This window comes from Mesorhizobium sp. BR1-1-2 (assembly GCF_020165435.1).
GTDB lineage: Bacteria > Pseudomonadota > Alphaproteobacteria > Rhizobiales > Rhizobiaceae > Mesorhizobium.
The window spans coordinates 99,925-112,876 of sequence record NZ_JAIUID010000010.1 but is presented as its reverse complement, the minus strand read 5'-3'; the positions used below and the strand labels follow the sequence as shown (position 1 = coordinate 112,876).

General features: G+C 63.3%; 12 protein-coding genes. 8 read left to right on the top strand and 4 right to left on the bottom strand.

Annotation, left to right across the window (positions count from 1 at the left end; translation table 11 throughout):
• Positions 1-226: 226 nt before the first annotated feature.
• The 7 genes from hisS (at position 227) to LB551_RS21640 (ending at position 8,367) form a co-directional block, all read left to right on the top strand.
• On the top strand, positions 227-1,732 hold the full coding sequence (hisS, locus tag LB551_RS21670; RefSeq protein ID WP_224628422.1) for a histidine--tRNA ligase: 1,506 nt from the start codon (positions 227-229) through the stop codon (positions 1,730-1,732).
• 175 nt (positions 1,733-1,907) lie between these two features.
• Positions 1,908-3,029, top strand: coding sequence for an ATP phosphoribosyltransferase regulatory subunit (locus LB551_RS21665; protein WP_224660400.1), 1,122 nt, complete (start codon positions 1,908-1,910; stop codon positions 3,027-3,029).
• Entirely contained in the window at positions 3,026-3,724 is a 699-nt protein-coding gene (gene hisG, locus LB551_RS21660) for an ATP phosphoribosyltransferase (protein WP_224628426.1), read from the top strand. Before LB551_RS21665 ends, hisG begins: the two co-directional genes overlap by 4 nt.
• Positions 3,725-3,984: 260 nt before the next feature.
• Entirely contained in the window at positions 3,985-5,757 is a 1,773-nt protein-coding gene (locus LB551_RS21655) for an AMP-binding protein (protein ID WP_224660399.1), read from the top strand.
• Positions 5,758-6,157: 400 nt separating this feature from the next.
• Positions 6,158-6,829, top strand: a complete 672-nt coding sequence (locus LB551_RS21650) for an amino acid ABC transporter permease (RefSeq protein WP_140552418.1) — start codon at positions 6,158-6,160, stop codon at positions 6,827-6,829.
• A gap of 9 nt (positions 6,830-6,838) precedes the next feature.
• A complete protein-coding gene (locus LB551_RS21645; RefSeq protein ID WP_224660398.1) occupies positions 6,839-7,489 on the top strand; it encodes an amino acid ABC transporter permease in 651 nt (216 codons plus the stop codon).
• Between the two features lie 56 nt (positions 7,490-7,545).
• Positions 7,546-8,367, top strand: coding sequence for a transporter substrate-binding domain-containing protein (locus tag LB551_RS21640; RefSeq protein WP_224660397.1), 822 nt, complete (start codon positions 7,546-7,548; stop codon positions 8,365-8,367).
• Positions 8,368-8,631: 264 nt separating this feature from the next.
• Here the strand turns inward: LB551_RS21640 and LB551_RS21635 are convergent, their stop codons facing one another.
• Positions 8,632-9,450 carry an NmrA family NAD(P)-binding protein gene (locus LB551_RS21635; protein ID WP_263495970.1) on the bottom strand — a complete coding sequence of 273 codons (819 nt, stop codon included), beginning with the start codon at positions 9,448-9,450 and terminating at the stop codon, positions 8,632-8,634.
• A gap of 99 nt (positions 9,451-9,549) precedes the next feature.
• The gene (locus tag LB551_RS21630; RefSeq protein ID WP_224660395.1) at positions 9,550-9,972 is read right to left on the bottom strand and encodes a DoxX family protein; all 423 of its coding nucleotides are present in this window, start codon (positions 9,970-9,972) and stop codon (positions 9,550-9,552) included.
• Between the two features lie 118 nt (positions 9,973-10,090).
• Here LB551_RS21630 and LB551_RS21625 point away from each other — a divergent pair, with 118 nt between their 5' ends.
• A complete protein-coding gene (locus tag LB551_RS21625; protein ID WP_224660394.1) occupies positions 10,091-10,996 on the top strand; it encodes a LysR family transcriptional regulator in 906 nt (301 codons plus the stop codon).
• 193 nt (positions 10,997-11,189) lie between these two features.
• Here LB551_RS21625 and LB551_RS21620 read toward each other — a convergent pair whose 3' ends face one another.
• Together LB551_RS21620 and LB551_RS21615 are read right to left on the bottom strand one after the other, a co-directional pair.
• Positions 11,190-12,107 carry an NADP-dependent oxidoreductase gene (locus tag LB551_RS21620; protein WP_224660393.1) on the bottom strand — a complete coding sequence of 306 codons (918 nt, stop codon included), beginning with the start codon at positions 12,105-12,107 and terminating at the stop codon, positions 11,190-11,192.
• A 119-nt stretch (positions 12,108-12,226) separates the two neighbouring features.
• A complete protein-coding gene (locus LB551_RS21615) occupies positions 12,227-12,928 on the bottom strand; it encodes a nitroreductase family protein (RefSeq protein WP_224660392.1) in 702 nt (233 codons plus the stop codon).
• Positions 12,929-12,952: the final 24 nt, after the last annotated feature.

Sequence of the window (12,952 nt, the reverse complement as noted above, 5' to 3'; positions counted from 1 at the left end):
CTGTATCGGCCTCGATTATGTCGGCACGATGCCGCGCCGATGGCGGGATTGTTTCATTTTCGGTGCGTTTTTGTTTCAGATCCGGCCCCTCTCCACTTCTCCCGCAGGGGGGCGAAGGCCGAGGCGCCGGCCCTTGCCGCACAAAGCTGCTTCGGTTAGGACACGCCCGTTGCGAAAATCGCAACATTGTTGACCTTCAAGCATCACGAAACACCGGGCGAACCCCATGGCCGACAAATCGGAAAAGACGAAAGCGCGGCTGCCGCGCGGTTTTGCCGACCGCAGCGCCGAAGACATCCGCGCCGTCGAGAAGATGATGGCGACGATCCGCTCGGTCTACGAACTCTACGGTTTCGAACCCGCCGACCAGCCGCTGATCGAATACACCGATGCGCTCGGAAAATTCCTGCCCGACCAGGACAGGCCGAACGAGGGTGTGTTCTCCTTCCAGGACGACGACGACCAGTGGCTGTCGCTGCGCTACGATCTGACCGCGCCGACGGCGCGCTTCGTCGCCGAGAATTTCGAGCGCTTGCCAAAACCCTATCGCAGCTATCGTTCCGGCTGGGTGTTCCGCAACGAGAAGCCCGGTCCCGGCCGCTTCCGCCAGTTCATGCAGTTCGACGCCGACACGATCGGTACGCCGGGCGTCGCGGCCGACGCCGAGATGGCGATGATGATGGCCGATGTCATGGAAGCGCTCGGCATCAAGCGCGGCGACTACGTCATCCGCGTCAACAACCGCAAGGTGCTGGACGGCGTGCTCGAGGCGATCGGCCTCGGCGGCGAAGAAAATGCCGGCCGCCGGCTTACCGTGCTGCGCGCCATCGACAAGCTGGACAAGCTCGGGCCGGAAGGCGTCCGATTACTGCTTGGCCCGGGGCGCTGGGACGGCGGCAAGGAAGGCGAGGGCGACTTCGCCAAGGGCGCCGGGCTGGATGATGCGCAAGCCGAGGCGGTTCTTCTGGCGACCGCACGCAATGCGCAGGCCGGCCAGGATGCCAGCGTCAGTGCGAACGCCGTCTACCAGGAGGGCGTTGGCGAGCTCGCGACCATCGAGGCCCTGGTCAGGGCGGCGGGATACGGCGAAGATCGCGTCGCCATGGACCGCTCCGTTGTGCGCGGCCTCGAATACTACACCGGTCCGGTCTTCGAGGCCGAGCTCCTGGCCGAGATCCCCAACGAGGATGGCCAGATCGTGCGCTTCGGTTCGGTCGGCGGCGGCGGCCGCTATGACGGGCTGGTGTCGCGCTTCCGCGGCGAGCCGGTGCCGGCGACCGGCTTTTCGATCGGCGTCTCCAGGCTGATGACGGCGCTGAAGAACCTCGGCAAGCTCGACAGCGCCGACGTGATCGCGCCGGTCGTCGTGCTGGTCATGGACAAGGACACCGAAAGCCTCGGCCGTTACCAGAAGATGGTGGGCGAGCTCCGCGCCGCAGGCATCCGCTCCGAAATGTATCTCGGCGGCGCCGGCATGAAGGCGCAGCTCAAATATGCCGACCGCCGCGGCTGCCCGGTGGCGGTCATCCAGGGCGGCGACGAGCGCGCCAAGGGCGAATTGCAGATCAAGGACCTGATCGAAGGCGCGCGGCTGTCGGCCGAGATCACGGATAACGCCGAATGGCGCGCCGCCCGCCCGGCGCAGGTCACGGTGCCGGAAGGCGAGCTGGTTGCGCAGGTGAAGAAGATACTGGCGGCGCAGGCCTCCGATCATGCGAAGGATGGCGCTTGAGCGCCCCCCTCTGGCCTGCCGGCCATCTCCCCCTCAAGGGGGGAGATTGGACGTCGTTTGGGCTTTCGCCAATCTCCAGCGTTGAAGAGGCGCCAAGCCTCAAGCTGCCGATCTCCCCCCTTGAGGGGGAGATGTCCGGCAGGACAGAGGGGGGGGCCTCGCGCCCAACCTATCAATGACCTCCCGCTATCCCGCCATCTCCGCCGACATCGCCAACCTCTTCGCCGCCCGCGACACGCACGCCGTCGAGGTCGCCGTGCTGCAGCCGGCCGATCCCTTCCTCGACATGGCGGGCGAGGATTTGCGCCGCCGCATTTTCCTGACCGAGAGCGAGACCGGGCAGACGCTCTGCCTGCGGCCGGAATTCACCATTCCCGTTTGCCTCGACCATATCGCCAGCCAGGCCGGTACGCCGCGCCGTTACTCCTATCTGGGCGAGGTGTTCCGCCAGCGCCGCGAAGGCGGCAACGAGTTCTTCCAGGCCGGCATCGAGGATCTCGGCGACCGCGACACGGCTGCGGCCGATGCCCGTTCGGTGGCCGATGCGCATGCGCTGCTGTCCCTGGCGCTGCCGGACCAGAAGCTGGCGATCACGCTCGGCGACCAGGCCGTCTTCGAGGCGGTGCTGGCGGCTCTCGGCCTGCCGCGCGGCTGGCGCATGCGGCTCGCCCGCGCCTTCGGCTCGGCGCCGATGCTGGAGGCAGCCCTTGCCGATCTCGCCAACCCGCCGCGCAACAGCCAGCTCTCCGGCCCGGTCGCGGCACTCGTGCTCGACGGTGACCTGGACGGTCTCTCCGCGCATATAGCCGGCGGCATGGAAGAGGCCGGCCTGTCGGCTTCGGCTGGACGCGCGCCGGCCGATATCGCGCGGCGGCTGATCGAAAAGGCCGAGCTGCGCAGCGTGCGGCTGTCCGACGAAGCCTTCGCGGCGTTGAAGACCTTTCTGGCGATCGACGTGCCGCTCGACGCGGCGACACGGGCGCTGGAGAGCTTTGCCGCCGACGCGGGCCTATCGCTGGGTGCCGCGCTGGAAAAATTCGCGGCGCGCGCCAACGCAATCGAGGCACATGGCTTGCCGGCGCAAGGAATCCGCTACGATGCCGCTTTCGGGCGCCCGCTCGATTACTACACCGGCGTGGTCTTCGAGATCGCGGCACAGGATGCCGACCGGCCGCTGGCCGGCGGCGGCCGCTACGACCGGCTGCTGACGCTGCTCGGCGCGAAGACGCCGATCCCCGGCGTCGGCTTCTCGGTCTGGCTCGACCGCATCGAGGCATTGCGGGAGCACGCGCGATGATCACGCTGGCGATCCCGTCCAAGGGCCGGTTGAAGGAGCAGGCGCTGGAGGTGCTGGCAAAAGCCGGCCTCGCCATCAGCCTGCCCGGTGACGAGCGCAAATATCACGCCCGCGTCGAAAGCATGGACAATGTCGAGGTCGTTTTCCTGTCCGCCTCCGAAATATCGGGCGAGATCGGGCAAGGGGCCGTCGATCTCGGCATCACCGGCGAGGACCTCGTGCGCGAGAACCTCGCCGACTGGGAGGCGCGCGCCGAAATCGTCGCCCGTCTCGGCTTCGGCCATGCCGATGTCGTGGTGGCCGTGCCCGACATCTGGCTCGATGTCGAGACCATGGCCGACCTCGATGATGTCGCCGCCGATTTCCGCCAGCGTCACGGAAGGCGGCTCAGGATCGCCACCAAATACTGGCGGCTGACCCAGCAATTCTTCTCGCAAAAGCACGGCATCCAGGTCTATCGCATCGTCGAGAGCCTGGGCGCCACCGAGGGCGCGCCGGCGGCCGGCCTTGCCGACGTCATCGTCGACATCACCACCACGGGCTCGACCCTGCGCGCCAACCATCTCAAGGTGCTGGCCGACGGCGTCGTGCTGCGGTCGCAGGCGTGCCTTGTCGCGTCGCGAAAGGTGCGTTCCACGGCCGACGAGGCGATCCTGCGCGACATAGCGGCGAGCATGGCCTCGGTGAAGGCATAGCCCGTCCAGCATGCCTCGGCGATCGTCGTGCCTGGCGGCGGACAAATTTTGTTCTTGCTTTGTGCCGGCAACTATGCTACAAATATCGGTATGGTGATGATTTGCGCCACCCGCCCGTCGAGGCGGGTTTTTCGTTTCTGCGCCATTCTCACGACCCTGGAAGGCGGCGCGGCCCGCCTTCCGAAGCCCGCCCTACCTTCGGCGGGATTTCCACCGTCCCGGCAGGCTGATAGGCTCGGATGTTCTGGGAGGAGAGAGCGATGCCGGTCAATCTCGACGAGCTGAAGAACGCCACCAATCTGCGCGGACGCGGCGCGTACGCCGGCAGCGTCTTTGTCGCGCCCGTCGACGGCAAGGCGCATGTCTCCGGTGAGCGCGCCGTGCCGCTGCTCGACAAGACCATCCCCGCGCTGTTCTCCGACACGGCCGTCAAATACGCCACGCTCGATGCCGCCGTCTTCGTCGGCCAGGACAAGCGCTTCACCTGGAGCGAGCTGTCCGACACGGTGGATGCGCTGGCCGCCGGCTTCCTGGCGCTGGGCCTCGAAAAGGGCGATCGCGTCGGCATCTGGTCGCCCAACCGCTGGGAATGGCTGGTGACGCAATTCGCCACCGCCCGCATCGGCCTCATCCTGGTCAACATCAACCCGGCCTACCGGCTCACCGAGCTGGACTATGCGCTGAACAAGGTCGGCTGCAAGGCTCTGGTCACCGCGGCCAGCTTCAAGAGCTCGGATTATCTCGGCATGATCGAGACGCTGGCGCCGGAGATCGCGAAGGCGACACCCGGCGAGCTCAAGGCGCAGAAGCTGCCGGCGCTCAGGATCGTCATCCGCATGGGCGAGGAGAACTCGCCAGGCATGTTCAACTTCGCCGATGTGCTGGCCATGGCGGGGCGCGACGAGCATGACAGCCTCGACCGCATCTCCGAAGGGCTGAAGCCGGACGATGCCATCAACATCCAGTTCACCAGTGGCACCACGGGCGCGCCCAAGGGCGCGACGCTGACCCACAACAACATCGTCAACAACGGCAATTTCGTCACCTCGGCGATCAAGTTGACGGTGGACGACCGGCTTTGCATTCCCGTGCCGCTCTACCATTGCTTCGGCATGTCGATGGGCACGATGGGCTGCGTCACCAAGGGCGCGACCATGGTCTTTCCCGGCGAGGGCTTCGATGCCGGCGCGACATTGAACGCCGTGGCGCAGGAGCGCTGCACCGGTCTCTACGGCGTGCCGACCATGTTCGTCGGCCTGCTCGACCATCCCGATTTCGCCGCCTTCGACCTGTCCAGCCTGCGCACCGGCATCATGGCCGGCTCGCCATGCCCGATCGAGGTGATGAAGAAGGTGGTGTCGCTGATGCACATGTCCGAAGTGACCATCGCCTACGGAATGACCGAGACCAGCCCGGTCTCGTTCCAGAGCAGCGTCGACGATCCCCTGGAAAAACGCGTCTCGACCGTCGGGCGCGTTCATCCCCATGTCGAGGTCAAGGCCATCGATGCCGATGGCGCAACCGTCGCGGTCGGTGCGCCGGGCGAACTCTGCACGCGCGGCTATTCCGTGATGAAGGGCTATTGGGACGACGACGACAAGACCCGCGAGGCGATCGATGCCGACGGCTGGATGCATACGGGCGACCTCGCCACGATCGACGCCGAGGGCTATTGCAACATCGTCGGCCGGGTCAAGGACATGGTCATCCGCGGCGGCGAGAATGTCTATCCGCGCGAGGTCGAGGAGTTCCTCTACCGCCATCCCAAGGTGAGGGAAGTGCAGGCGTTCGGCATTCCCGACGCCAAATATGGCGAGGAGCTCTGCGCCTGGATTGTGCTCAAGCCCGGCCAGATCGCCACCGAGCAGGAGATCAAGGCCTTCTGCGCCGGCCAGATCGCGCATTACAAGGTTCCGCGTCACATCCGCTTCCGCACGGAATTGCCGATGACGGTGACCGGCAAGCCGCAGAAATTCCTGATGCGCCAGGCGATGGTGGAGGAACTGGGGCTGGTGACGCAGAAGACCGCGTGAGGACATTTCCGGGCGCCGGGGTGGGCTGCGTGGGGCAGGAAGGCGCGGTTGCCAAGACAATTGTGAATGTCGCGTTTGGGGCCGAGAGTGGTCAGTCGGGCTTCAGGATGGCACGAGCCAGAAAGCTGACATTCCGCCGGCGACCCATTGCGGGCACGCAATTTGACTTACACGGACACAATGCCCCAAATCCATGACGAGATGGACGTCCATATGGATGGATCGGGACCTCAATGGCAGCTTATGAGATTTTCGACGTAGATATCAGTGATCCGGTCGATACCAAGAATTCATGACGGGCGTGAAGTCTGCTTGGAATTAGCCGGAGCCGAATCTCTGGCGCAAGGTCGAGCACGACTATGTGTAATTTGCGAAATTAGCTTGTACATGGATATATACGATGAGCTATGAGTTTGATTTCGCGGACGTCTTTGCCGCATGGCCCGAGCTAGCACAAGGCGCGCTCAATACTCTTGTCATGTCCGGCCTTGCAATGGCCATAGGCATGGTCGTTGCGGTTGCCGGCGCGCTCGGCAAGACCTCCGGCCCAAAGCCGTTACGTATCGTCATAGATGCCTATATCGAGTTGATCCGGAACACACCGTTCCTCATCCAGATTTTCATGATCTTCTTCGGCCTGCCGTCGCTAGGCATTCGCCTATCTTCCAATACGGCTGCGGTGATAGCGCTGGTCGTCAATGTCGGCGCCTACGGCATCGAGATCATCCGCGCCGGCATTGAAAGTATCGGCAAGGGCCAGATCGAGGCAGGCCGGGCGCTCGGCCTGAAGCCGCTCCAGATTTTCCGCCTCATCGTACTCAAACCCGCGATCCAGGCGATCTATCCTTCGCTCACCAGTCAGTTCATCCTGCTCCTACTGAATTCCAGCGTCTGCTCGGCTATTGCCGCTACCGAATTGACGGCCGCCGCCGGCGACATCCAATCGCGGACTTTCCGCTCGTTCGAGGTGTATTTCGTCATCACCTGTATGTACTTCGTCATGTCCCTGTTCTTCTGGGGCGTGTTTGGCGCAATCGAGAGAGCCCTGCTGCGCAAGCCGGCGCGGCAATAGGAGGCGACCGTGCGCGAACTTAGTTCCGGCGACATTCTCTATATTATCGGCGCTGTCCGCTGGACGCTGCTTCTGTCGATCATCGCTTTTATAGGCGGTTCCATCGGTGGCGTGCTTGTCGCACTCGCGCGTACCGGCGAGTTCCCGTGGCTGCGAATGCTCGTATCTGGCTACATCAAGGTCTTTCAGGGCACACCGCTTCTGATGCAGCTTTTCCTCGCCTTCTTCGCGCCCGGCATCTTCGGTATCTCCGTCGATCCCTGGACGGCGGCGGCGCTTGGCCTGTCGCTCCACGCCAGCGCCTTCTTAGGCGAAATATGGCGGGGCGCCATCGAGGTCGTCCCGGGGGGCCAATCTGAAGCCGCGACGGCTCTGGGGCTGCGTTACTGGCCGAAAATGATGCTGGTCATCGCACCGCAGGCTGTACGGATCGCCATTCCTCCAACTGTCGGCTTTTTGGTACAGCTCATCAAAGGGACTTCGCTTGCTTCCATCATCGGTTTCGTCGAACTGACGCGCGCTGCGCAGGTAGTGAACAATGCAACCTTTCATCCATTCACGATTTTCGGGCTTGTGGCACTGGCCTATTTTGTCGTTTGCTGGCCGCTGTCGGCCTACAGCAGACGCATGGAGCGTAAGCTTGGCGTCGCCGGACGCTGAAAACGGCAAACGCGGATCGCAGAGCAGTCGAAACTAACATCCTGGGAGAAATGTGTATGACGATCTTGAACTCGATCACGCGACGCGGTTTCGCCACACTCTTCGCGGCCGGCATGACCACAGCGTTTCTGAGCACTAGCACAGCCAGCGCCGCAACTCCCGACGAAATCAAGCAAAGCGGCACCCTCCGAGTTGGCGTTCTAGTCGACTATCCGCCGTTTGGCGGCACCGATGCCAACCAGCAGCCTGCGGGCTACGACGCCGATGTCGCAGCGCTTCTGGCGAAATCGCTCGGCGTGAAACTAGAGCTTGTTCCCGTCACTGGCCCCAACCGCATTCCCTATCTTTTGACCAATAAGATCGACGTGCTGATCGCTACCTTCGGCATCACAGCCGAGCGAGCTAAGCAGGTGTTGTTTTCCAATCCCTATTCCGCGCTGACGATCTATGTGCTTGCCCCGAAAAGTCTGAAGGTTAAAGGTCCGGAAGATCTCAAATCCGTCAGCATCGGCGTCGCGCGCGCATCGACGCAGGATACAGCTATTACGGCGATGGCCCCGCAGGGGACAGAAATCAAGCGCTTCGACGACGACGCCACTGCACTGCAGGCGCTCATTTCCGGACAAGTGCAGGCGCTCGGCGCTTCCAACACCATCCTGGCGCAACTCACCAAAGACTATCCGAAAATGGAGATCGAGCCGAAGATTACGCTGAAGTCCCAGGCGAACGGCATGGCATTCAGCAAGTCCAATACGGCGCTGCAGGAATACGCGAACACATTTATTGCCGAGATCGAAAAGAATGGCGAGCTGTCTAAAATCAACGAACGCTGGTTCGGCGCTCCCCTTGGCGAGTTGCCGCCGATGCCCAAACTCTAGTCAACGTGATCGGCACGATCTGAATCACGGACGGGCATGCGGCGTCTTCTCCTTATCGTCATCAAGGGCGCGTGGACCGTGAATACTGGGACACGCGTCACGTACGCACCACCGCATGCATGCAGCAGGAAACAGAAACGAAATCCTCCCCGGGATACAGAAAAAGTCAGGCGGGAGTGGAAGCGCCTCGTGTTGCTTTGAACTGTTGAGCGCTTCCCGCCACGCGTCCGACGCAGAAGCGGGAAGTCTCCGTCTCTCCCGGACTTACGCCTTGGCGGCGTTCTGTGCAGCCACGAATACATCGCGTGCGGACGTCGTACCCGCTACGTGCTCCGTTCCCTCGACGCCGAGGTCCATCCACCCTGCATTCACGGCTTCGAACATTTCTTCGGCAGGTCCGGAGTGGCCTTTCGGGATGCCGAATTGCTCGAAGGCTTCCGCCCACCCTGCGCGCGGGATCGCAAAGGCTTTCACGTCGCGATTCAGGACTTCGCCCAACTGGCCCGCGACTTCATCCGCGGTGACCATCGAACCAAGCTCGACGAAGCGCCGCCCCGACCACGCCGGTCCGGTCAAAAGGGTTGCGACCGCCGCGCCTATGTCGTTCGTTGCGACCATGGTCGATTTCCGGTTTGTCGGATTGTAGTAGACCGGTAGCGTTCCGCCCTGCGCAACCTGCAAGCCGTAGAGGAAGTTTTCGAAGAAACCGCCGGCGCGCACAAATGCGACTGGCGATTTCAGGTCGCGAAACCCTTGCTCCAGAAGCGACAAGGCCGCGATCACCCCGTGCCCGCTGGTTCGGTTCGCACCCATAGACGAAAGCGCAACCACTCGCGGCGGCGCTGCCTTGGTGAGCGCCTCGACATAGTTTGCAATCACGCCCTTTGCTTCCTTGTAATCGGGCGACGGCGCCCAGACAGGGGGCAACATGACGAACGCGCCTTCGACGCCTTTGAGCGCTCGCTCGATGGCTGCCGGATCATTCCAATCGCCGTCAACCAGTTCCACGCCCTGGTTCGCCCAGTTAACCGCCTTCTCGCGGTCGCGGACCAGCGCGCGCACCTTCTTGCCTTGCGCCAGCAAATGCCTTGCCGTCGCGCCGCCAACTTTTCCCGTGATTCCCGTTACTAGAAACATGTGTTTTCTCCTGATGTTGAGGGACGGGGCGCTACCCCGGTTGGTTCAATGGATGAGCGGTAGAATGGCCCGGACTCGGGGATCGCGCAGATAGAGGCCGCCCCATGTCAGCGCTCCCAGAAGCAGCGAAATGATCTCCGGCGGCGACCCCAACTCACCGATGCGGACATGGGCGCAGATGGCACCGCCCAAAAAGCCCGTCACCAGGATCGCGCCGAGTACGGCGGTGGCCGGAATGGCGTAAAGGATGGCGCAGGCGAGGATGATCGGACCCACGACACGGGTCAGGTCCATCGCGAACCCGGTTTCCTGCAACATGCTCGCGATCTGTGCCGGCGCGAAAAGCTGAATGGTGCCGTCTGCCACCAGGACGATGACGACAAACGCGCTCATGATCCGGCCGGCCCACGGGGCGCGATGCAAGGTCATGGTTTCGGCTGTCTGGCGCTGGTTCATGGTTTCGGACATTTGTCGTTCTCCGATGGGGAGATCCCATATCCGAAACTTACTGTGCCTCCTGAGTGTGATAAACACCGAGGAAATGAACCAACTGTTCTCATTCTAGAAAACAATACGAGGCACGAAGATGCAGAATCTCGAACCCGTCCTCATTTTCATAACGGTAGCGGAAATGGGGAGCTTCACCCGCGCGGCCGATAGCCTGGGCATCCAGAAGGGGAGGGCCTCGACGGCGGTCCGGAAACTGGAAGAAGATGTCGGTGTCAGGCTCCTGCACCGCACGACGCGCAGCGTGCGGTTGACGGAGGACGGGCGCGCATTTCATGCCCGTGCCCGCGATCTGCTTGCTGAAGTCGATGATCTGCACTCGATGTTCGCAGGCGATCGCGTGGCGCTTCGCGGGCGTTTACGGGTCGATCTTCCGACCGAAGTGGCGCGCACGACGATCGTCCCGGCCTTGCCGGATTTCATGGCGGCTCACCCCGAGTTGGAGCTGGAGCTGTCGAGTAGCGACCGGCAAGTCGATCTGGTTCAAGAGGGGTTTGACTGCGTGTTGCGGCTTGGTCCCATCCGAGACGAGACGCTGATTGCCCGCCCGTTGGGCCTGTTGCGCATGGTCAACGCCGCCAGTCCCGCCTATCTGGCGCGCTATGGCATCCCTCGATCGCTGGACGACCTCCGGTGCCAGGAACATCGGACAGTTCATTTTTCGACGATGCTGGGCGCGAGGCCCCATGGATGGGAATATCCGGACGGCGACAGCTACGCGACGCTTCAGTTGCCAGGCGCGCTACACGTCAACAGCGCGCAGACCTACGATGCTGCTGCCGTCGCCGGCCTTGGCCTGATTCAGGCGCCACTCCTGGGGATTGGCCAATATTTGAAGAGTGGAGCGCTGGTGGAGATCATGCCCGATTTGCGTCGCCGGGCGATCCCCGTGTCCTTCGTCGTCGCACATCGCAGCAATCTGTCGCGCCGAGTCCGCGCATTCATGAAATGGATCAAAGATGTGCTGACGCCGTATCTGGAATAGCGGGACGAACATCTTCGTCCGGCCTCGAAATCACCATTCCGAGTGTGTCTGCCGGTCGGCGGTCGGCGGCCCAACAGAATGCGACAGCTAAGCCGGCGAACCAGACATCAGGTCTCGCCGCTCGCAACCTATCTGGGGCCGCCCGTCTGGACGCAATCGGGGAGAGAGGAACCGTCCTCTCTCCCCCAAATCCTCACGGGCGAACGCGGATGACCGTTTTCCCAGCGCGTCGCTCGGTCGAGTTGAAGGCGGCGATCGCTTCGTCGAGGGTTGCGACTTTGCCGATGTTCGTCCGCAGTCGGCCGTCCCGCACCCGCTGGACGATCTCGCTGAGCTGAGCACGATTGGACTCGACGATGAAGTCGACCGCCAGGCCATCCACGGGCCGCGCGTCGGTCGGTCCGACGACGGTCACCAGCGTACCTCCGGCTCGGATCAGCGCCGCGGACCGTTTCTGGATGTCGCCGCCAATGACATCGAACACCAGATCGATGCCGCGCACGTCTTCCAGGGCGTCGTTCTCGAGGTCGACGAATTCATTCGCGCCGAAATCGAGCGCCTTCTGACGGTCGGCAGAGCGTCCGGTACCGATGACGTAGGCGCCGGCCTCTCGTGCGAGCTGCGTCACCATCGACCCGACGGCGCCGGCCGCACCATGCGCAAGGACGCTCTGCCCCGCCTGAAGGCGGCCATGCTGAAACAGTCCCTGCCACGCGGTCAGGCCCGAGATCGGCAGGCTCGCGCCCACCGTGAACTCGACGTCGCCCGGCAATGGCGCGAGGTTGCGAGCCTCGATGGCTATATACTCGGCAAGGGTGCCGTCGCGATGCCAGTCCGCGATGCCGAACACCCGCTGACCGATTGAAAGCCCCGTGGTGCCGTAGCCGAGCGCAGTGACCACACCGGCCAGCTCATGGCCGAGGATCGACGGCGTCCGGTCGCGGAAGGCTCGATCGGCCCAGGTCGAGGGCCACTCCAGTTCGGTGTTGACGAATCCCGCCGCATGAACCTGTACGACGACATCGTTTATCGCTGCCTGCGGCTCGGGCCGCTCCACCAGCTTCATCCCGGCCGTTCCTGCGGCCTGGTCCGTCACTACGATCGCTTTCATGGGAATTGTCTCCTCAGACATTTCTTGGTTCGGGGTAATTTACGGCGTGGAAGGACTTTTCGATCTCTCACGCAGTTCTTGCCTTTGTAGCCTCCGTAAGATCTTGACTTGGCTGGCGATTATGCAAAGTCCAGCACATCGGCCACCGGCATGCGCGGCTTCTGCGGCCAGTTGCCGGCTCGCTCCGGCCCTACGGTCAGCAGCATGACCGGCACTTCGTCTTCGGCCAGGCCGAACTCGCGGTGCACCGCCTCGGCGTCGAAACCGATCATCGGCGTCGAACCCAGGCCCAGCGAACGGGCCGCGTAGATGATCGCCGCGGTGCCGAAGGTCGCCGAGCGCACGGCTTCGTCGCGCTGGCGCTGCGGCTGATCGTCATACAGACCGCGAGCGGGGATCTCCCATTCCGGCACCAGCTGCGCCGGCATGATACCGGCTTCCACCACGGGCGCCAGACGGTCGGGGACGGTGCTGGCATCGGCCAGCCTGCCGATGATGATGAAAGCCACGGCCGCTTCGGTGATCGCGGGCTGGTTCCAGGCGATCGGACGCAGCCGCGCCTTGGCTTCTGCCGAGCGTACGGCAATGAAGCGCCAGTTCTGCAGGTGGAAGGAGGTTGGCGCGGACGTGCCGATACGCACCAGGTCGCGGATCTGGTCGTCGCTCAGGGTGGCAGCAGGGTCGTAGTACTTGGCGGCACTGCGGCTCAGGATCGTTTCGATGACGGCATTCGTCGCGAATGCGTTTTCGCTCTTTCCGGTCTCCCCGAGGCTTTCGGCGGCTACGCGGGTTGCGGGTCCGGTGGTGGCGAGGCAGTTCATTGGATGGCTCCCTTATCAAGTGAT